Origin of the sequence: Thalassoglobus polymorphus, from assembly GCF_007744255.1 — a bacterium.
Classification (GTDB): Bacteria; Planctomycetota; Planctomycetia; order Planctomycetales; family Planctomycetaceae; genus Thalassoglobus; species Thalassoglobus polymorphus.
This window is the reverse complement of the sequence record NZ_CP036267.1, coordinates 4,448,302-4,470,947: the sequence shown is the minus strand read 5'-3', so window position 1 is coordinate 4,470,947 and position 22,646 is coordinate 4,448,302. Positions and strand designations below refer to the sequence as shown.

8 protein-coding genes are annotated in these 22,646 nt (G+C 51.7%); 6 read left to right on the top strand and 2 right to left on the bottom strand.

From position 1 onward, the window contains the following. Positions 1–4 precede the first annotated feature (4 nt). The 4 genes from Mal48_RS16065 (at position 5) to Mal48_RS16050 (ending at position 20,453) form a co-directional block, all read left to right on the top strand. Positions 5–964 carry an AAA family ATPase gene (locus Mal48_RS16065; RefSeq protein ID WP_145201743.1) on the top strand — a complete coding sequence of 320 codons (960 nt, stop codon included), beginning with the start codon at positions 5–7 and terminating at the stop codon, positions 962–964. Next, complete coding sequence (locus Mal48_RS16060; protein ID WP_145201740.1) at positions 961–2,271, top strand: DUF58 domain-containing protein; 1,311 nt, start codon at positions 961–963, stop codon at positions 2,269–2,271. The genes Mal48_RS16065 and Mal48_RS16060 overlap by 4 nt, the downstream gene beginning before the upstream one ends. A 401-nt stretch (positions 2,272–2,672) precedes the next feature. Next, positions 2,673–14,501 carry a hypothetical protein gene (locus Mal48_RS16055; RefSeq protein ID WP_145201737.1) on the top strand — a complete coding sequence of 3,943 codons (11,829 nt, stop codon included), beginning with the start codon at positions 2,673–2,675 and terminating at the stop codon, positions 14,499–14,501. 150 nt (positions 14,502–14,651) lie between these two features. Then, positions 14,652–20,453, top strand: coding sequence for a protein kinase domain-containing protein (locus Mal48_RS16050; RefSeq protein WP_145201734.1), 5,802 nt, complete (start codon positions 14,652–14,654; stop codon positions 20,451–20,453). 39 nt (positions 20,454–20,492) lie between these two features. Here the strand turns inward: Mal48_RS16050 and Mal48_RS16045 are convergent, their stop codons facing one another. Next, positions 20,493–21,521 (bottom strand): alpha/beta hydrolase, encoded by a 1,029-nt coding sequence (locus Mal48_RS16045; RefSeq protein ID WP_145201731.1) that lies wholly within the window; start codon positions 21,519–21,521, stop codon positions 20,493–20,495. Positions 21,522–21,646: 125 nt separating this feature from the next. Between Mal48_RS16045 and Mal48_RS16040 the strand changes: the two genes are divergently transcribed. Together Mal48_RS16040 and Mal48_RS16035 are read left to right on the top strand one after the other, a co-directional pair. Continuing rightward, on the top strand, positions 21,647–22,105 hold the full coding sequence (locus Mal48_RS16040; protein ID WP_145201728.1) for an SRPBCC family protein: 459 nt from the start codon (positions 21,647–21,649) through the stop codon (positions 22,103–22,105). After that, the gene (locus Mal48_RS16035; RefSeq protein ID WP_145201724.1) at positions 22,102–22,359 is read left to right on the top strand and encodes a hypothetical protein; all 258 of its coding nucleotides are present in this window, start codon (positions 22,102–22,104) and stop codon (positions 22,357–22,359) included. The genes Mal48_RS16040 and Mal48_RS16035 overlap by 4 nt, the downstream gene beginning before the upstream one ends. A gap of 22 nt (positions 22,360–22,381) precedes the next feature. Here Mal48_RS16035 and Mal48_RS23335 read toward each other — a convergent pair whose 3' ends face one another. Beyond that, complete coding sequence (locus Mal48_RS23335; RefSeq protein WP_197441754.1) at positions 22,382–22,540, bottom strand: hypothetical protein; 159 nt, start codon at positions 22,538–22,540, stop codon at positions 22,382–22,384. Positions 22,541–22,646: the final 106 nt, after the last annotated feature.

The following is a 22,646-nucleotide window of genomic DNA, read 5'->3' as shown; positions in this document are numbered from 1 at the left end:
ACTTATGGAACTCGAAAGAGTTAAAATCTTATTTGATGAATGTCTCGAAGAAATCGGCAAAGTTTTCGTCGGCCAGGTGGAACTTGTTGAGGGAGCATTGATTGCTCTCTTTTCTGAGGGGAGCGTGTTAATTGAAGGCGTTCCCGGACTGGGCAAAACGTTATTGGTCAACACTCTTTCGAAAGTGGTCTCTTGCGAGTTTGGTCGAGTCCAGTTCACTCCCGACCTGATGCCCTCTGACCTCACAGGGCACAACGTCTACAGCATGAAAGACCAGCAATTCCATTTCATCAAAGGGCCGGTCTTCACGAACTTGATGCTCGCGGACGAAGTCAATCGCTCACCACCCAAAACTCAGTCGGCACTCCTGGAAGTGATGGAGGAGAAGCAGGTGACTGTTGATGGGGAGACGCGCCGCCTCCCTCGTCCGTTTCTGGTTTTGGCGACTCAAAACCCACTGGAGCATGAAGGAACGTATCCACTTCCAGAGGCTCAGGTTGATCGCTTCATGTTCAAGTTGATGATCGACTATCCGCCAGTTGCTGATGAAAAACGAATTCTTGGACACTATGCATCCGGGAAAAATCCTCATCATCATCTTGGTTACGATCTGAAACCTGTGATGGCATCGACTGATGTTCTGGAAATTCAAAAAGTTGCTTCGCAAGTCATCGTGGAAGAAAAGGTCATCAATTACATCGTTGAGATTATTGACCGGACCCGGAACTGGCACTCGGTTTCTGTGGGCGCCAGCCCTCGAGGGGGAGTGAATATGTTAGTTGCCGGGCGGACTTTGGCGGCCTGTCGCGGTCGAGATTTTGTGACTCCGGACGACATCAAGGAGATCGCTCCCTGGGTCTTGCGACACAGGCTCCTGCTGCGTCCAGATATCGAAATTGAAGGGACAACTGTGGATGACGTGATTCTGGAAATTATGGACAACGTTGAGGTCCCCCGTTCATGACACCACGTCCTCGAATGTTACTTCTGTTTGCTTGCACGTTCCCGATTTTGATCGCTGGAATCTGGATGCCACCGCTGCGGATGTTGGGGTTGTTTGGCAATCTCATTGTGGTCGGTGCAGCCCTCGCTGACCTGTTTGTCAGTGAGTCCTTGGCGAAGCTGAAATTTGAACGCGAAGTGTCCGAGGTACTCAGCGTCGGTTCGCGAAATCCCGTGAACTTAATAGTTCGGAATACTGGAAAAACGTCCGTCGTCGTTGACCTGTATGACGAGACTCCACAGCCAGGATCTGCGAGCGGCAACCCTCTTACCATGGAAGTCGCTCCTATGCAGGAGCGCATCGAACGCTACACATTCGAGCCGCACGAGCGTGGAAGAAATTCGTTTGATTCAATCTCACTTCGAAAGGAAAGTACATTCGGTCTGTGGACCTTCACTCAACAACGGCCGGTGAAAACTAAAGTTCGAATCCTGCCAGATATCCGTGCTGTCTATCGTTACGAATTAATGGCTCGGCGAAATCGTGTTGATGAACTCGGCATCAAAATGAGACGCTTACGCGGCCAGGGCAGTGAGTTCGAGCGACTGCGTGAGTATCGGCGTGATGACGAGATGAGGCAAATTGACTGGAAAGCTTCTTCGCGAAAACAAGAGCTCGTTAGTCGAGAATTCAACGTCGAGCAGAATCAAAATATCCTGATCGCCGTCGACTGTGGTCGATCGATGCTTAATGAATCGGACGGCGTTTCGTATTTGGACCGAGCTCTCAATGCCTCGATCATGCTCAGTTACATTGCACTCGGGCAAGCCGACAACGTCGGTTTTATGGCGTTCTCAAATAAGGTCGAACGTGTTGTGCGTCCTGTCCGAGGTAAGCCAGCAATTCAAACCATTCTGCAGCACTCGTTCGATCTTCAACCGCGCCGAGAAACTGCCGACTACACACTGGCGATGGAACAACTCTCGCAGCGATTCCGGAAACGCTCGCTCGTCATTTTGTTGACCCATGTTGTCGACGACAAGCATCTTGAGGAGCTTCACCATGCACTGAAGTCCATTCGCTCCCGGCATCTGTTTTTGTGTGTCTTCTTGCAAGATCTCGGGCTAACGAACCTCGCGACAAAAGTCCCCACCTCTGATGTCGAAGCGTTTCAGTGCTCCGCTGCAGCTGAGTTATTGACTGCTGTTGAAAAGAAGACGATCACGATGAAAGATTCCGGCATTCTGACGATGAGTTCGCTGCCGGACAAACTCACTTCCACTGCCATTAACGGCTATCTCGAAGTCAAAGCCCGGCACCTTCTGTAGAGCTTCCGTTGTTCGTTGCTCCACGATCAAGCGACCTGTTGCGCGTTGTGCGATTCTGCTTCGTGCTGCGAACTGAAAGGCTTTCACGCTGCTCCTGAAGAATGATCAGGCAAATCAAGCACAATCGGTGCGAAGTTTATGTCTCTATTATTCGGCTGAATTTACCGCAACTTACCAATTCGTAATGGATTACCGTACCAGTAGACTTAAAATGGCATTGATTTCGCCTTGCCACTCTCTTTGACCGTGCGGATTGCGCAAAGTGTACAGGCGAATCAGCTCGGAATCCGCGTCGAAACTTGCGGGCTGGTTGTAACATCAATAAGCGTCGGCGGTTGTAACAGTTCAGCTTCATCGGAGCGATATCCGTTGAATGTTGGCAATCTGGTAGGATGGATCGGATGAAGTGGTTTTCTCGACTACAACATTTACTCAGCGATCTTGGTGAGCGTTCGTGTGTTTCCAAAAGGAGACACTCTGGTGGTTTTGCGCATCGTCATCCGGACGATTTTGTGCAACTCTATGTTGACCGCCTCGAAGAACGCCGCGTTCTCAGCGTGACTGCTGCGCTGATCGCCGGTGAATTGATCATCGAAGGGACCGATGCCACTGAGGACCTCGCGATTCTTCAACTCTCAAACGCAGGAGATCCCGGAAACGAAGTAATCCGGATTTTTGATACAACCGACATCACCGCGAATCCTATCGATATCGTTGACCATATGGGGAACTCGATTGGGGACTCCATCGTCACTTCGCAATTGCCCAACGGTATTCGAATTGAGATGGGGGATCAGGATGATGAAGTGATCCTGCGTATCCCTTCCGGATTTGCCGGGGCTGACCCGTTGCAAATCACCGTCGATGGTGGAGGTGGAAACGACCTCGTCACTTTGGTGGACAACGGGAATCCTCTCTTCACCAGCCTCCCTGATGATGCCAGCGTGACGATCAATGCAGAAACGATTCGGCTCGCGGATGAAAGCTTCCTGCTGAATGACGTTGATCTTGTCCTCAACGGTTCGCTGCAACTGACTGAAGATCAGCTGCTCAGTACCTCTGGAATCGTTGACATCTCGGGTGATGTTTTTGGGCTGGCCGGGAATCCAGCCGAAAGCTTTGAAGTCGATACCGATGGGAATGATTTCAGCGTTGGTGGGTCTCTAGGACTGCTCGGGAAAGAGTTGGGTGATGTGGAAATCACAGCTTCTGTGATTTCACTGGGGGATGGTGCGCTCACATCAGGTGACCAGCTTTACCACGGGGCGTTTCAGCTTTCTGCCGATGCGAATCTGGAAAGCACCGTTTCAGGAGCCATTGAGTTCGACACAATCGACGGCAACGGTCATGACTTGACCATCATGACTGACGGTGATGTTCTCTTCGGTGATACTGTCGAAGCAGTTCTAAATCTCGATGTGAGTGGGGCTGGCACCAGTCGGATCGACGCTGACAGCATTTCAGCAATGGAATCGATTGAGTTTCACAATCAGGTTGTGGTTGCTCAGGACACCACACTCTCTGCTGTGGGGCGGGTGAAAGTTGATGGCCCGATAAACAGTGTAGCGGGTGAGTTCAACACGCTTAACATTCAAAGCGTTGGCATGGGTGGGAACCCGGCGTTGCCGGGGTCAATCATTTTGGGAAGCAATGCAGGGACAAGTCCAGGCGGAGCGTTTGGTTCGGTCACCATGACTGCGAAGACTGAAATTTCCCTGCATGATGTGACCACGCAAAGTGGGCTGCAATCGTACTCCGCCGATTTGATCGCCACTAATAGCCATTACGTCACGATGGGTGGCGACTTCACCGTGATGGGGCTTTGGGATGTTCAGTCGAACAGTCTAGTTGAGACCGATGGCGGGGACATCGATCTCAGCGCTTCGACCCTCTCTTCATCCAATGTTGGAATCACGCTTCAATTGGATGCGACTGACGGCATGAACCCAGGCGGGGTAGTCACGTTGGGGCAAGCGAGCAATGCCTCTGGCAACTTGCTGGGACTGTTAGAGATCAATGCGGAGAACGTACTCTTCACGACGACGAACTTCGAAGTTGGAACGATCGACGTCGTCGCTGCTGAGATGATTACGCTTCGTGATGTGACGACCAGCGGCGATCAACTTTATCAGGCAAACACGGTTTCGATTTCAGGAATGTACGCGACCAATGGCGGAGCATTCACCGCCATTGGGCACACAGCTCCAGTTGCGATGAATCTGACTGATGATGTGAACATCAAAACTGACGACGGGAGCGATCCTGCTACGAGCAACGTTGATTTTTCGGATGCCCGTTTGTCCGCTTCGGTGGCTGGGAAGTCGATACAGATCGATGCCGGGACTGGTGCTGATGTCGACTTCTTTGCGGTTGGTGATAGCGGTGGAGAGTTCGTTCAGAATGTCACTATCACAGCAGCCAATGAAGTGACGCTGGGGAGCGACCCGTTTACCGTGGCGGGTACGTTTCAGGTTGATAATGCGACGACCGTCTTTGTCACCGGAATGTTTCTCGCCGGGGCAGCCACTATCACGGCGAATCTCAATGCGACGAACACCATTGAGACAAATGTCGGCAGTATTTCTGTGACAGGAAATGTGAAATCCAGTAACACTCTCACCAGTCAGAATCACATCAAGGTGACTGGCACGGCTCAGTTCGGAACGGACGTCACCGCCAATGGGAACGTTGATCTCGATGATGACGTCACGCTGACGGGCGATGTCATTATAAAAGCCGGAAGCATCGACATCTCGGGTGACTTGCTGGGCGATGGCGCATTGCAGCATCAAGTCACTCTCGATGGAACGACGACCATTACCGGGTCGATTGGTGGGGCCGCTTCAACTATCGGAAACTTGATTGTTGAAACGGGACAGCTCGATGCTGGGGACATCAACATTTCTGGCGATTTGGTTGCCGGTCAAGCGGTTTCAACAACTTTGGGTGATGTCGCCGTCGGAGGAAATCTCGACGCCGATTCAACTCTCCAGAGCGCCGGTGGAATCAACATCTCCGGAACGAGTCGCTTGGGAGGAGATGTGACCAGCGCTCTTGATCAGGTCTATCAGGATGATGTCACGCTGACAGACGATGTCATACTCAAGGGCGGGGACATCGACATCTCGGGTGACTTGCTGGGCGATGGCGTATTGCAGCATCAAGTCACACTCGATGGCACGACGACAATTACCGGGTCGATTGGTGGGGCCGCTTCAACTATCGGAAACTTGATTGTTGAAACGGGACAGCTCGCGGCTGAGGAGATCAACATTTCTGGCGATTTAGTTGCCAGCCAAGTGGCTTCGACGACGCTCGGGGACATTGTCGTCGGGGGAAATCTCGATACCGATTCGACTCTTCAGAGCGCCGGTGGAATCAACATCACCGGAACGAGTCGCTTGGGAGGAGATGTGACCAGCGCTCTCGATCAGGTCTATCAGGATGACGTCACGCTGAAGTCCAATGTTCACTTCTCTGCCGAAGATGGTGGAGACATTGATAGCAACGCGATCACATTTCTGGGCAAACTGAATGAGGATGCAGCAGCCACAAGTTCCAATGCCTTTTTCACAACTAGTAGTGATGTTCTGTTTATGGAAGCGGTCGGTTCGCTGATCCCGATTGACAGCCTGACATTCCATCAGGCGAACGACATTACTTTTGATTCGACTGTGCAGGTCGCTGGCGATTTCATGATCGCGACAGCCAATGATGTGACGCTGAATTCTACTCTCGAAGTGGGGGGGGATATCACTCAGTCTGCGGGGAGCGGGACAACCGAATTCAATGGGACTTCGGGGGCCGGGATCGGTGGGATGCTCAATGTGACGACTGAAAGCGTGTTATTCCAGACAGCAGTTGTCACGACGGGTGGGAACATCGACATTCAAGCCGCTGAGTCGATTACGTTCACGACTCAGGGCGGCTTCGATGCAGATGTTGCAACCATCAATCTTGTTGCCGACACCGACAATAATAATACCGGAAGCTTCGTTCAATCTGCCGACTCGAAAGTCACCACGCTGAATGAAACCGTCAACGCAATTTCGGTTTCTGTAATGGGCACCGGGGATGCTGAGATTGCATCGCTGAATGCCGGAACGACTTCGGGAGTCGTGACAGTGAGTGTCGGCGGCGAAATTCTTGATGCCACAGACTCCGAAACAGCCAATATCATTGCATTCGGAGCAGAACTGATCGCAGCCTCGGGGATTGGAGCGGCGGGCGGAATGGATGACCTGAATACCGATGTCGCTCGTCTCGCCTTCGACAACAGTTCGGGCGAACTGCACATCAGGAATGACGGGGCACTCGAAGTGGCGATGGTGAATGTTCTTGCAGAGTCTCAAGCACTCGGGGGAGGGACGCTGACCGCGAACAGCCCACTGACAATCAGTATGAATACTCTCGTCGGTGGGAACATGACCTTTACCGCGGGGAACTCCGCTGTCGTGGGAGACGATCTAACGATCAATGCCGATGTGACTCATACTGACGGAAACGGATTCATCGCGTTTGTCGCAGGCGATGACATCGCGCATATGTCCGGGACTCTTTCCAACACCGGCGGAGCGGTCAACGAAATACGGTTTCTGGCGGATCAAGAGGGAGCCGCTGACGGAGACCGTGGTGGAATTACTCAAGTCGCCGGAGCACTGGACGCCGAGCATGTTCTCTTTGTTGCTTTTGATCCCGTCGATTTTTCTGCCGGGACGAATGATGTCGAAACGCTCGCAGCCGACGTCGATGGGGCCTTCACATTTGTCGAAGTTGACACGCTGACGATCGGAACCGTCAACGGAGTTTCCGGGATTATGACTCAGGGAAGCCACGTTGATATTCAATCTGGTGGAGAGTTGACAGTCGATGAAGAAATCAACACTCAACCCGGGGCAGGGGGGAGTGTCACTGTCTCGGCTGCGATTCTCAATGCGACATTATCTGCAGGTGCTGGCGATATTACGTTGAACGGTGGCGGGTTAGATCTGGTCATCAACGCGGCCCAATCGACTGCAACATCCGCGATGTATTCCGCTCCTAGAGACATTATTATTGGAGCGAGAGTATCAACGACCGCACCGGGGGCCAATCTGACTTTCAGTGCAGATACCGACAATGACAGTGTTGGTGGAGTTCATCTTCTCGTTGGCGGGCAGGTCGATTCTGCGGGGACAGTTCTCATTGAAGGTTCCGATCTCTCTACAACTGCTGGATCAGTGGAATCAGTTCGTGTCGATGCTGATGGAATGACTGATCAAATTCTGGCAGTTGGTGAAATCTCTATTCAACCACGTGGTTCGGCTCCAGCGAATGCGGATCAGGTTCTCGATGGTCAGATTCACAGCACAACTGATGACATCGACATCACCGCCAAGAACAACATTTTGCTCTCTGCAGATTTGATCGCCGATGATGGCAATGTTGATCTGAATTCTGCCGTGCGATTGACCGGGGCGTCCACGATCTCCACTGGAGGGACTGCGACCTTCAACTCAACGATCGATGATGATGGCGTTGCGATGACCGGTTCCGCGCTGACTGTCACGGCGGCGGGGACGACTCGGTTTATGGGGGCCATCGGTGTCAGCGATGCGATTGAGAGTTTACTGGTTGATGGTGGCGGAACGACTGAAGTCGAAGCGGACATCAACGCGACCGGAAGCGTTCAGTTTGATGATGCACTCGTCCTGATTAACTCGCTCACGATCACTTCCAACGATGCCGGGCTGTTGTTCAACTCAACTGTGGAGGGAACGACAGCGGGGATGGAAGACTTGACGATCACGGTCGATTCGATCGCTGGCGACGTCACGTTTCAGCAAGCGGTTGGTCAGTCAACTGCTCTCGGGAATGTCATTGTGACCAATGTCCGTGATCTGCTCATTGATCAAGCATTCACTGCAGAATCTTTTGTTCAACAAGACGGGACAGGACAAACAACGGTCAATGGGCTGACCAAGCTGAACGGTGTAACCGGCTTTGATGTGACTACAAGCGAGATCGACATCAACGCTGATATCGATGTTGCTGCTGCAGCACTGGGAGCAAACGTGGCACTCACTTCAGACAACAGCATCTCGCTGGATGCCACGATTCTGAGTGGGACCGGCAGTGTCATGTTGATGGCTGGTAGTGACGTGACGATTACAGGTGGAATCAGTTCTGCCGCTGGACCAGTTCTCATCGAAGCGAATAATGACGTTACTTTTGAGATGACCGCACTGATTGAACTGACAGCCGGATCGGTCACGGTGACTGCAGATGCCGACGCAGATCAGGATGGGGCTGGTGGAGCCCTGCTTATGGAAGATGGTGCCCTGATCGATGCCGGGAGCGGGACGATCTCTCTATCAGCTGATGAGGACATTACTCTGGGTGGGCTGCTCACGACGAACTCAACGGCCAGTGCCGTTTCGATCGTGACGACATCTGGAGGAATTGTTGATGGCGGTGACACTCACCTCGAAATTGTCGCTGATGCCGTCGGGGCTGTTGTCGCAATTGATGCGGTGACCGGGATTGGCTCTGGCAACGAACTCGAGACGAAAGTCGCAGCGATTGACCTGGAGAATTCTGCCTCTGGGAATATCGAAATTGAAGAGCAAACAGCACTCACGATCAACAATGCTGCTCAGGTCAGTGATGGAAATATTGCCATCACGACAGTTGATGGAAGCATCTTGATCGCAGGCATGGGAGTCTCCACAAACGGCACCGGGACGGTCTTGATAGATGCCAATGGAAATGATTCTTCTTTGAAGATCGACGCAGCAATCACAACGGAAGATGGGGGCATCACTCTTAATGCTGATGGAGGTATTACTGGAACTGCAAGCGGTTCAGTCTCTTCCATTACGGGAAGTATCGGAATCCATGCAGACGCTGAAGTGAACGGCACAGGCGGAGTTGGTCTCATGGATACTCCCGTCGACGCTGGTTCTGAAACGATCAGTGTGACTGCTTCTCAAGATGTCATCATCGGGACAGCCACAACGACGTCAGCCGCGAACAATGCCGTTTCGATCCTCAGTCGCGACGGCTCAATCATGGCGGATGTGACTGCGATGAACGGCCAGTTGAACCTCGATTCTGCAACCGGCTCGGTGATTACTTCGGATGTCGAGCGTGTTGATGCGGTAAATTCAACATCGGGTGACATCATGGTCACCAACTCTTCAGCACTCGACATTATTGGGGTTAGCCAGCAAGGTTCAGGGGATGTGATTATTTCCAGCGATGGAACAATGACGATCCTCAATTCTGGAACGGGTGTGACAGCAACGACCGGGATGGTCAAACTTGCTGCACTCATGGCTGGCAGCGACATGTTGGTCAATCAAGATATCAGTACCGGTGGTGGTGAGATCAACCTCTTCGCTGAGGGGCGTGTTGCTTCGACGTTGGGCAGCGACCTCAATACTTCAGCTCCTGCGAGTGCCGCCGGGCAGATCAACATTAAGGCCAATACTGGCGACGTCGAACTTCGCGGGGATGTCAGCGCCGTTGGAACAGGTGCTGAAGATGCCGGCGATATTTCGATTGAGTCCGTTGCGTCCAATGTCATCCTTACGAATGTCGATGCTTCAGCAGGGGGCGTCGCTGGTGCAATTTCTGTGACTGCCGGTCAGGAAATCAGTCTGACCGGAAACCTGACCGCCCTCGGCGACACCAGCGACGGTTCCGTTTCGTTGGATGCTGGGACCGAGATTCTCGATGGCAACGACGGTTCGACTTTAATTTCAACTGGCGACTTGAGTCTGACTGCGACAAGCAATATTGGCGAGATCGACGACTTCGTGGCTCGAACCGGAAATGCCATCGATGCCGTCGTGACTGGGGAGTTGCAGGATCTCTCAATTACCGATGCTGGTGGTGAGATCCATTTGAAAATCATGGGGGATCTGCAAGCTGCGAGCGGGGCAATTGTTCCTGATATCGACGGTGTTGCGACGCTGCTTTTGCAAACAACTGGAATGCTCGATGTTGGAACCAATCCGGGAGTTCTCGATCTCTCTCCCGGCGATCTGATCGGCCTGCACGCGGGGACGGTCTTAACACTTCCAGATGCCGGAATGAATGTCGGAAGCGGTCTCACAGGCGGGACGCTGCGGCTGTCGGGGGGAACGGATATTGTTGATCCAGCGGGGCGAGAGTTAGGCCTGTTCGTTGCCCGCGATCTCTTTTTTACTTCGATGTCCAGCGGAGGTGACACCACGCTCAATCTCGACGTGACGAATCTGGATGCGGATCTTTCTGGGGCTGCTGCGGGAACAAAGCTGACCATCAACAACGAAGGTGAGCTGAACGCGAATCATGTCGTCACGCACAATGGTGACATTCGAATCAACAATGCTCTGATGCAGCGAGGAGATTTGAACATCGGGCAGATCGATGCCGGGACAGGCGATGTGATTCTCGATACGACCGCGAATGGTGGAGCACTTCGTGATCTGGATGAGAACGAACTTCCCGCCAATACCAACGTCGATATCATCGCTGCCGGGCTGGCAATTCGTGTTGCGAATAACTCCGTGACGAATGTCATTGACCACACGCTTGAAGTCGAGATTGATACGCTCGCAGCTGAGTCAGAGAATCTGGCGGTCAAGATTCTCGATGAGTCGGGGAGCCTGACAATCGGGACGGTCGATGGCTTGAGTGGAGTCACGGTTTCGAATGCCGATGCGGATGATGTCGTCGAGGTGGTGACCGTCGGCGTCTTGAATGTCAACGAGAATGTTTCCAGTACCGGACTGGCTGATCTGTTTTTGGCAGCAGGGGGAAACACGGCTGCAAACGACCTGAACCTTGACGCGGATGTTTCGAAGCAAGGGGCTGCCGGAAACGTCTTGCTCATCGCAGGTGATGATGTGAGCATCTCTTCAACTTCGAGTGTGACAGCTGAAAACGATTCGAACATCACAGTGCAAGCTGGCGTCGATGTCCTGACTCCTGATGTGGCCAACACTGCTCCGTTCTCGAGCGGGAATATCAACGGTGATATCTTGATGAGTAGTGGTTCTTTGATTGGAACCGACGCAGGGACCATCACGCTTCAGGCAACTCGCGATGTCGCCATCACCTTGCTCAACGCGAATTTCGACGATAGCGGCGATTTGGGAAATGTCATCGTGACGGCCGATGACAATGGTCTCGCAGATTCGACTCCGAATGGAAGCGGAGAGATTCGCGAAGTTCTGGCAGGCGAGTCAGCGAATATCATCGCCGAGAATGCTTCACTTTCTGCTGCAACTGGAATTGGAGCTGCCAACGACATCAATCTTGATGTGATGACTGTCGACGCTTCGAATTCGATGGTTGGAGATGTTCAACTTTTCGAGGTTGCAGGTGCCGGGGACAACAATCTGATCGTCACTTCGATATCGAATCAGAACGGCGATGTGAATGTACAGACAGACGATGGAACGCTGACCATCGCTGGCCCGGTCTCGACAACTGGTAGCGGGAATGTTGTCTTGACCTCGGGAGACAGTGATCTCGACGGGAACGGCGATTTGCAAATTCAGGCGAGCGTTACAACGGAGCAGGGAAGTGTGACGCTGACTTCGGAAGGCAATCATGTTGAGTTCACCGATGCTGGAGATGTGACGACGACGTCCGGTCGAATCGATGTGGCTGCTGGAATGACGGACGATATGGGGAACATTACCCAGACGGCTGGTTCTGTCATCAACGCCGGGAACGCTCAGGTGGAATTCAATGCCCACGGTCAAATCACTCTTGGGCAGATTGTCACAACCAATGCCAGTACCGAGGCTGTCACTCTCAACGCTGACTTGGGAGTCAATAGCGTCGACCCTCCCAACATCTTGAACATCGACGCAGCCAATGGGCGTCTGGTGATCAACACGGATTCGGGAGTGGCTCCGATTCGAACAACTGTGGAATCGCTCGATATGTCGAATATCTCGACGGGAGGAGTCACGATCACTGAGACTGATGCGATTAACATTGTCCGAGTCGATCAAAACGCTGCAGCAGGAATCGACATTACGGCAGGCGGAACGATGACGCTTGTTTCTGGCGAAGCGGGAGTGACCGGGACTTCAGACGCGATCAATTTGACAACCGAAGGAGCCGGTTCTCAAATCGTGATCAACTCTACGATTCAAAGTACGACCGGGAAAATTACGGTGAATTCGGCGGACAATGTTCGGATGGGAGCCGCCAGTTCAATTGAAACCTCAGCGGCAGAATTGCTTCTAATTGGCGGAAATGCACTTGATCCCGGTAGTGTGACAAGCGGTGGCATCCTTATGGAAGATGGAGCATTGATTGATGCGACCGATGCTCGCGTGGATCTTGTCGCCAAGGAAGACATTCAAGTGGGGCGAATTCTTACATCCACCGATGTCCGCTTAACTTCTCTTGGTGGGGCAATCACTGATGCGGGGGACAGTGGCGGAGTTGATATCGTTGCAGCCAGTCTGGGGCTTGATGCTGCGACAGGAATTGGCGACGGAAACGGGATTGAAACATCGGTCGCCACTCTCGCAGCCAGAAATTCGACCAGTGGTGGAATTGAAATTGACAACACAACAGGCGGCTTGTTGACAATTGGCGACTTCAATAGCACCGCCCTCGATGCCACGCTCGGGCCACTTTCAGGGATCACGCTGGCAGGTGCGATCTCTGAGAACATCGTCTTGACGCATGATGGAGAGTTGTTGATTGCCTCTCCTGTGCTGAACATGACTGGAGGAGAGATCGACATCACTTCAGGTGCAGACTTCACCGTTCAGGCGGTCGTCATCGCGGATATCAACAGTCCGACAGGAATCGTCCGGCTGAATTCCGGAGCTGATCTCATCGTGCTTGATACGAATCCGGGAGACTTGGCTGCGTCGGATATCGAAGGTTATGAGGTGATTGGAACTGCCGCATCCCCCGTTCCCGACTTTGACCAGGGGACAGGAGGAACTGTTTACGATCCATCGAACCCCGACTTATTTAATCCTCCTGAAAACGTGACTGACCCCATCAACTTTGATCCGGACAATCCAGCTCATCTGGCAATGTTACCGGTTCGCTTCGCGGACAATGTCATCGTACGTAGCCACACTGGGGCCATCACTCAACCGGTTCCGTCCGCCAAAAACATTGACACGCCGCAAGTTCTCTCGAACGGAATCGCAAGGATTACGGGTGAGTTCGGACGCGACTCCGAAGAAACGTTTACTTATGTCGTCGATTGGGATTCTGTTTTCGGTGACGATACACAAACTTTCAACAGCGGCGATCCGCTCTATAGCAACGAAGAGGGAATAGTCATTGGAACGGTCCCCGGGACTGGTCCGGGAGCTTTTGATTTCGATCATCGATACTTCGGAAATCCGAATCCCAACAATCCGTCAGCTCCAATTCTGATCACAATTTCTGTTTTCGATGACCCGAATATCACATTCTTCGCAGATGCCGGAGCAATTGATTTGGGTGAAATCACATTCGATTCAGAAGCTCCCATTCCCGGTGAAGGGCTCGCTGGCGGATTTGTCTTTGATGTGTCTGTGGACGTCCCGCAAATTGAAGCTCCACGAGTTCAGTTCTCTGAAAATTTAGAGAAGGAACAGGGGGCAATCATCGATACGGAAGAGGATGATTTCTCAGACGGAGGTGTTGAATCTGAAGGCTCACGCGATGAATTAATTTTGATCATTCAAAAGATCGGACCGGATGGAAAAGTTGAAATCGATCAATTCGGGCGACCGATTCAACGGACCTTACGTGGGGCTGATGCGATCGAACGACTCAGCGACCTTCCGGAACTTCATAAACGGCTGGATTTTGGGCATTGGAAAATCTTCACTAAAGAGGGGGAAGATGGACAGATGATGCTCGTTGAAGATGTCGTCTTGCGAGATGGCCGACCAGTTGTCGGAGAAGAAGGGACCCAGGATCGTCCACCGACTTCAGAGGCAATGGGCGACTCGCCGAGCAAGATGCCAGAAGTGAACGATTCCCCCAAGGAGCCCCCAGTTCCAGAGAAACAGAAGAATGAAGACGATGATTCAGGGACCAGTCAGATTGACCCTGTGTTGCCAATTTTTGATACGGACGAGACGTTGAGTCTTCGAAGCGAAGACAATCAAAGCGAAGTCGCCTACCTGGCAGCCTTGCCTGTGAGTTCGCAGGTGCTGCGAAAAGTTGGGCGGACTTTGCATCGTTTTAAGCACTTTGCAGGCTTGTTTTTGGGCTTGCTGAAATAAGTAGAGAAGGCTTCACAGGATGGGAACGAAGCCGACAGAGAAATGATCATCCGGAACCGTTTTCGAGTGACGTTGTAAGATTGAAATTCTCCGAATCCTGAAGCAGGCCGGAGAGACGAACACATTCATATTAATGTGCGGTAACTTGCCATGAACCAGTGTCCATTTTGTAAATGTGAACTCTTCTCAGACGAGCTTGATCGCTGCCCATCGTGCGGTCAGGAAATTGTCTCCCCCAGGGATTCAGATCCGTCTCCTAATGATTCAGCGGAAACCTTTGCAAGTGACGACTTCGCCGATTCCGCAGAAATGGGAACCGTTGATGATGCGTCGTTGCGCGAACTTCAAAAAGCCGCCGAAGCAGATGATGCTGGGGGCGATTCTGTCGGAGACTCTACGGGCGACGATGAAACCTACCTGGAGGATGAACTTGGTGAACAGATTGCTGAGCCCGGGGAACAGACGGTTGCGTTTGATGAACAAGTTCATGGGCAGATTGACCCAGAGAATCCCGACGCCACGATTCCCGAATTGGGAACCCACATCGAAGATGATGATGAAGATGTTGGCGGAACAGCAGAGATGCCGGACAAAACTTATCAACTTCCGGACTCCTCGTCAGCAGACTCTTCGCCAGCAGATGAAGATGGCAACGCTGGCACACTCGAGGCTGATGCTGATTCAACATATGTTGAAGAGAGTGACGACGATGACGACATTGGAAATATGGATACCGTTGTCGGAGAGGAGGCTGCGCAACTTCTGAAAGAGAAGCCTGAAGACGATCAGCAAAGAACTATTGAAGTGGAAGCGTTCACTGATCGGACAATTGATCTCGACGACGGTGACAGCTACGACGAAACACTTGTTTCCGACTACGACGATGACTCGGTGACTCTGGATTCGAGTCAGACTTTGGTCTCAAATGATGATGCAGATGCGGACGAGTTGAAAACACTGCAATCGAACTGGGTGACACGTCAGGATGACAGGCCGGAGATGACGATCAAGTCTCGTCATGATTCTCAGGCGGGTGAAGGATCTCCGGAGGATACGATTACTTCTGTACCGATGCGTTCGATGCAAAGTACGGAAGACGCAAAGACGAGCCTGAATTCACCTGAGTACGAACTGATGAACGTGCTCGGAGAAGGGGGGATGGGGGTCGTCTGGTCGGCAAAACAAACTTCTGTCGACCGAAACGTTGCTGTCAAAATGATCAAAGGTCCTTACGCGAAGAAGCGTGGGCAACGCAATAAATTTCTGGCTGAGGCGATTGTCACCGGTGATCTGGATCACCCGAATATCGTGCCAATTTATGATGTTGGAACGGACACAGCAGGCAGCTTGTTTTATGCCATGAAGCAGGTGAAGGGGACACCTTGGCTGAATGTCATTAAAAAGAAGTCGCGACATGAGAATCTACAAATCCTGCTGGATGTCGCTGATGCCGTCGCGTTTGCACATGCTCGAGGAATCGTGCATCGCGACCTGAAGCCCGAAAATGTGATGCTCGGGAAGTTTGGCGAAGTCCTTGTGATGGATTGGGGGCTGGCGCTCCCGATGAATCAATTCGACAAAGCCCAGAAAATTCGGCAGTTCTCCAGCATGGGCGGAACTCCCGCTTACATGTCTCCCGAGATGGCGACTGGACCCATCGACCGCATCACTCCGCAAAGTGATGTGTACCTGTTGGGAGCGATGCTCTGGGAAATTGTGACTGGCAAAGCTCCGCACCCCGGGAAAAAAGTGCAGCAGTGTCTCCTCGCTGCGATGCGAAATACAATCCGCCCCACCGAAGAAAAAGGGGAATTGATTGATATTGCACTTAAAGCAATGGCTACAAATGTTGAGGATCGGCATCCGAGCGTTCTCGAATTTCAGGATGATGTTCGTTCCTATCTGGAGCACTCTGAAAGTTTAGCACTGGCAGCCAAGTCGCGTGCAGACCTTCAAGTTGCCGAGGAAACGGGGGATTACAATGACTTCTCCAAGGCTGTGTTTGGTTTCGAACAAGCCCGAGACTTGTGGTCCGGGAATAAAGAGGCGGCGGAAGGTGTCTTTGAAGCCAAGCTGAGTTATGCGACCAATGCTCATCGGAAAGAAGATTTCGATCTTGCACTCTCGTTGCTGTCTCCTGACCGAGAAGATCACCAGACGCTCCGTTCACAAATCCTTCGTGATCAAGCAGAGCGAGATGCTCGACAGGGACGTTTGAAACTTGCCAAACGCGCCATCATGGCCATGGCAGCTTGCTTTCTCATTGTTGTCTCAATTGGCTTTGTGATGATCCGGGCTGAACGCAACGAAGCCTTGAATCAGAAGGCGATTGCGGAAAGCGAACGCGAAGAAGCTCAAAAGCAAGAGCGGATCGCCGATGTCCAGAGAGCTCTTGCAGAGCAAAAGAAAAGTGAGGCTGAGAAAGCGAACGAAAATTTGCAAGTCGCACTGGTGGAAGTCCGTGACCAGAAAGATATCGCTGAAGAGCAAACGAAAATTGCCAAAGCTCAGGAAGCCGAAGCAAAGAAACAGGCGACGATCGCAGCCATGAAAGAGCAGGAGGCAAACGAGCAACGAATTATCGCGATCGCGAATGAAAAGGAAGCGGTCAAGCAGGGCATGATCGCACTGATGGAGAAAGAGGAGGCAGATAAACAACGCAAGCTTGCAGAGAAGCAGAAGTCCGAAGCTGATAAGCAGCGAAAGTTGGCAGAAACGCAAGAAGCGATCGCCAGGAAAGAACGTGACGAAGCGCACAAACAGCGTCAACTCGCGGTCGCTGCAAAAGAAGCCGAAGAGTACGAAGCGTACATCGCCCGTATCGGATTGGCTGCTGCGAAAATTAATGAGAACGCGTTCGATGTTGCCATGGAATTATTGCAGCAATGTCCTCCTGAACGTCGGAACTGGGAATGGGGCCGGCTCATGCATTTGTGTGAGCAATCTTCAGAGAGTATGAAGACCGATGGTCCTGTGGATGCCGTGGCAGTTTCGCCGGATGGGAAGCAACTCCTCACCGGAAGCTGGGATAACACAGCTCGAATTTGGGATTTGCAGAGTCAGAAATTGATTCGCGAACTTCCGCAGGATGGGCTGTATGTTCATTCTGTTGCATGGTCTCCCGATCAAAAAATGATCGCGACTGCAGGGAGTGATTCAACTGGTCGCATTCGGCTTTGGAATCCTGAAACGGGTGAGTTGCTCGCAAAATTCAATGGGCATGACGACGCGGTCGTTGGTGTGAAGTTTTCTCCTTCAGGAGAATGGTTACTCACATGCTCTTACGACGAAACAGCACGCATTTGGGACTTGACCAATCCGACTCAACCGACGCAGGTTCAAGTTTTGACAGGACACTCCTGGTGGGTCTGGGACGGGGCGTTCAGTCCTGATTTCGATCCACAGAATCCAGAGGCAGACAATCGAATTGTCACTGTCAGCCAAGACGGCAAAGCGATTGTCTGGAAGCTGAAAAGCGAGGATGGACTACTTCCGTTCACAAGTGTGGCGTTGGTGCAAGATGCTGAAAAAGTTGAACAGCCGACAATAACAATGGTTCAGGAAGCGATCTTCACTGGTCATCAAGGCCCTATTTATTCTGTTGCCTACGCGCCGAACGGGGAAGAAGTTGCTACTGCCAGTTACGATAAAAAAGTCTTCCTCTGGAATCCCGAAGATGTTCCGCCATTTAGTATCGATAACTTGTTGGTGAACAAAGTTGAGTCTGTTTCTTACCGGGAGTTGTTGGGGCACACCTCTGCTGTTCAGTCGGTCGTTTATTCGAAGGATGGGCAGATCCTTGTCTCTGGAGGCCGAGACAACGCGGTGAAAGTTTGGTCGACCGCGACGATGAGGCCGATCAAAACATTCCGTGGACATTACAGTGGAGTCCTGGCAGTTGATATTTCTCCTGATGGGCGAGACGTGATCTCAGGGGCTCAGGATGACCGCGTGATCATCTGGCACGTTGATCAGTATGAAGAAATTCGTGTCTTGAATGGACGGGAATTAGTCGGCCATGAAGACTCGGTTCTGGGAGCGAAATTTTCGAACCGTGGCGATCAAATTCTGACCGCAGGCCGCGATAGAACCGCGCGTCTCTGGAATGCGAAAACAGGCCAGCTCATCCGTACTTTCCAAGAAGGGCACGATTTCCTTACATCATCAGGCGTATTTCTTCCGGGGGGAAGAATACTTGCGACCGCGGCGGCTGATAACTCTGTGCGACTTTGGAATGTCGAGTCGGGGACGCAAATTCTACGAATTCCAAACACCGGTCGCTCAGCTGTCATCGCTGCTTCACCAAATGGAAAGTATTTGATCACAGGACATGATCCGCCGCTTGGTGGCGATGAACGTCCCGCATTGCCGGGGGAGGAAGCGAGTGCAGAAAACGGTGTGATTGTCTGGGAAGTAGAACAACTTGTGAAAGCGGCTGAAGCTGGTGTGCAAAGTGCTGATCTCTTTTCCAAACTTAAACCTGCTGAGCTGAAAGGTCATTTCAGTAGAGTCACTGCGATCGCTTTCTCACCACAGAAAAACGAACTTGTAACCTGTGATTCTCGCGGACGAGCGATCCTCTGGGATCTCGATACTCAGAGTCTGGTCTGGAGCGAACGACACCACCGCAGCCGAATCACGGGCTGCCTGTTCTCTCCAGATGGAAAAACGATTTATATGGCAAGTACCGATCATACTGTGAGTCAGGTCAGTTCCAGAACAGGTCAGGAGGATGTGGATGCGATTCTCAAGCATTCGTCGAGTGTCACTTCACTGGCACTCTCTCATGACGGGACTCGCCTTATATCTGTCTCAATGCTGGATACAGACCTTTTAAATCCAGGGTCGACTGTGAACCTTTGGAACACAGAAACCTCAGAGAGAATTCAATCGGTCGATACTGAACAGTTCGCGATCAACGATGTCAGTTTTACACCACAAGGAGACCATGCGATTGTTGTCTCCACGGACAATACGGTTCGAGCCCTCAACTTAAAAAATGAGAACCCTCAGGAGATGATTGGCCCTCCGCTGCTCGATTTCCAGAAGTTGGGTGGCTTGGTCTGGTCTGCGAGATTTACACAAGATGGAAATTCGATTTTGACCGTGGGGGGAAGTGAAGCACATATTTGGGATGCCGTCACACTCCGCAAGGAAATTTCATTCAGCCCACATGGCGCCGTCGCCGCTGCCGAATTTTCACCGAATGGGAAATACATCGTCACGGGGAGTTGGGATAACTCCGCGAAAGTTTGGGATGTGCAATCGGGGCAAGCGGTCATCAAGCTGCAAGGCGGACATCGTGGGTACGTCAACAGTGTTTCGTTTTCACCAGATAATCAAATGGTTCTCACGGGATCTGACGACATGACCGCCAAGCTGTGGGATGTTGAGACGGGTGAAGTCATTCAAACATATTCCGGGCATACTGGACGGGTTCGAGAAGCGATCTTTTCTCCTGATGGTCACAAAATCTTGACCGTCTCGAATGACCGGACTGCCAGACTTTGGGATGTCAAAACAGGTCAACAGATTGGGAAACCGTTCATAGGACATCAATGGGGGCTTCTCTGCGGAGCGTTTTCTCCAGATGGAACACGAGTCGTGACCGGGAGTGAAGACAACCAGGCACGCCTGTGGGATGTGGAGAGTCATGAACTCATTGCGATCTACGATGGGCACACAGCCGCGATCTCTGCAGTCTGCTTTGCTGAAGATGGATCACGGTTGTTTACAGCCAGCCAGGATAATTCCGCAAAACTTTGGGACGCCACTCCCGGACGCGAAGGTGCTGAAATTCTTACGCTCACTGAGCAAAGTCAGGAGTTGACTTCGATTTCCGTCTCCCCAGATGGTCAGCAAGTCGTAACCGGCAGCCGCGACGGGACCGCCGTTGTCTGGCTCACAACGAATTGGACTCGTTCCGATCAAGACATGTCTGAGCAGCCGTGATTTTGGGAGTAAGCCAATTTTTGTAAGTGACGAAACAACTTATTCTATCGAGTTGAGCGACTGTAAAAATTGGTCAAAAATTTGATCGTACTCGGGTGAATGCCGGTCGTTGTGACCGGCTCCGGGGATTGTCACAAATCGCTTCGGCTCGTTGGCGGCTGCGAAGAGGGCTTTGCCGAATTTGTCAGGAATGACTTGGTCGCGGTCGCCATGGCTGATGAGAACCGGAGCAGTGCAGTTTTTGATCGCTGCTTCGGAATTCAATTTTTCTTCCGGGACCAACCAGGCCAGTTTGGGGAAGTGATGTTTCGCAACGCTCTTCAGTGAAGCAAACGAGCTTTCGACGACGAGACCTTTCGGCTTCAAGTCGGCAGCCAATTGAATGGCAATTGCCCCTCCGAGTGAACGTCCCATCAAGACGACATCTTGCTCCTTGATTTCAGCGAGCTTGGCGAATTCTTTGCGGGCTGCTTTGGCATCGGCAATCGCTCCTTCGGCGGTCGCCTTTCCTTCAGAGAGTCCATATCCGCGGTAGTCGACACACAGGACCGAAACGTGATGTTCCTCCTGAAGCTTCTTAAGGAATCTGCTTCGCCCACTCAAGTTCCCTGCGTTTCCATGGAGGAACAGAATGTGAGCTACGGGCGTTTCCGTCGCGCAGTACCAGGAGTGAATGCGGGTCCCATCCGCAGATTCAAAGTAGACATCGAGATAGTTGAGATCCTGAGGAGTCCAATCTCCTTCGGGGTATTTTGATGGTTGAAAGAGCAACAACTCATCAATGCTCCGGATTTTGGGAATGTCCGTGGAGGAGTCCCCCTGCTCTGTCTCAGTCGGTTCCTTCGGGGAAGGAGAGTTTGATATCGGAGAGGGGGATTGGCTGATCTGTGCAGGAGAACCAGAACACCCTGTTAGCCATATCGAAGCCAATCCTGCAATCAAAAAGTTGATTTTCTGAGGATTCTGGTTCGAGAGCATCATATCGCCAATGGTGAATGTTTTCTCAAAATTCGCCTGCGCTGAGGGAATCATCAAGCGAACGGGATATCTTGTCAACATAAATTGCATCAACACTCAGTGATTCTAACTATTGTGAAGCCATGATATTCGATTCATTTTCAATCGCGGTTCCGTTAGAGTGATATTTCAGTCACTCGGACAACAATTTCTTTCTATCTTGAGTTGAGACGGCGATGCCAGTTTTTGAAAATACCTCCTCACTTGCCTGCTCGGTCGAAGGGCTCTTTGATTTTATGTCACGACCGGAAAACGTCGTCAAAGTGAGCAATCCGGATCTGGGAATCAAGTTCGTCTCGCCACCTGAAACGCTCAGCCAAGGTGTGGAACTGGAGTTCCAAATTGCCAGCTTTGGACAAATTCATACTCTGAAATACCAAGTGGTCGAGTACAATTCGCCAAGCCTGATCGTTGAAGAACAACGAGAAGGGCCAATGAAAGCCTGGCGGCATCATCATATTTATCAAGCTGGCCCTGACGGGTGTTCGAAGATTGATCGCGTTGAATTTGAGCCACCTGGTGGGATGGTTGGATTCTTTTTAACCGAAGCGAAAATTATCGACCAACTCGAAGACGGGATGTTCATCCGCGATCAAAAGCTCAAAGAATTTATCGAGCAAGGCATCATCTCATGAGCCCAAAACTTCCGGGAGACAGTCGACGAGAAAGGCAGCAGGCCCAGAACAAAGGAACTTGGCTCGCTCTCTTTTTCGTTATGCTTTGTGTCGGCGGATTCATCGGTCTGATTTCTTTAATCATGCCCGACTTCGCCAAACTTCTCACCGTGTTTGCTGGGTTTTGCTTCTTCCTCTCCTTCCATTACTTCACTTGGGGGCACTGGCTGATTGCCAAGACCGAGCGAATGAAAGCAGAAGAAGCGGAAAAATAAGCACCGGACAAGTGTGGCAACTTCATGGCGAACTTGAATTGAACTCGGTGTCGATGACGTGGAGTTCTTTGAGTCGTTTTTCCAGTCTGTTGAGTCGCTGGGCGCTGGACATGCCGTGAAGTCCGCAGATCAGCCCGATGATTCCAAATGCACATCCGATCACGCTGAAGAGGTCCATCATTTTCTCCTTGAAATGAGTGTCAAAGTGACATGACAAGAGGTGTCATGGAGAAAACGTGCTGACGAACTTCATAGATCAATAAATCCGTGCCGATTGTTAAATTCTT

Bases quoted from the DNA above. Each gene is read 5' to 3' on its own strand.
- Mal48_RS16065 (WP_145201743.1), top strand. From the start codon at position 5: ATGGAACTCGAAAGAGTTAAAATCTTATTTGATGAATGTCTCGAAGAA.
- Mal48_RS16060 (WP_145201740.1), top strand. From the start codon at position 961: ATGACACCACGTCCTCGAATGTTACTTCTGTTTGCTTGCACGTTCCCG.
- Mal48_RS16055 (WP_145201737.1), top strand. From the start codon at position 2,673: ATGAAGTGGTTTTCTCGACTACAACATTTACTCAGCGATCTTGGTGAG.
- Mal48_RS16050 (WP_145201734.1), top strand. From the start codon at position 14,652: ATGAACCAGTGTCCATTTTGTAAATGTGAACTCTTCTCAGACGAGCTT.
- Mal48_RS16045 (WP_145201731.1), bottom strand. From the start codon at position 21,521: ATGCAATTTATGTTGACAAGATATCCCGTTCGCTTGATGATTCCCTCA.
- Mal48_RS16040 (WP_145201728.1), top strand. From the start codon at position 21,647: ATGCCAGTTTTTGAAAATACCTCCTCACTTGCCTGCTCGGTCGAAGGG.
- Mal48_RS16035 (WP_145201724.1), top strand. From the start codon at position 22,102: ATGAGCCCAAAACTTCCGGGAGACAGTCGACGAGAAAGGCAGCAGGCC.
- Mal48_RS23335 (WP_197441754.1), bottom strand. From the start codon at position 22,540: ATGATGGACCTCTTCAGCGTGATCGGATGTGCATTTGGAATCATCGGG.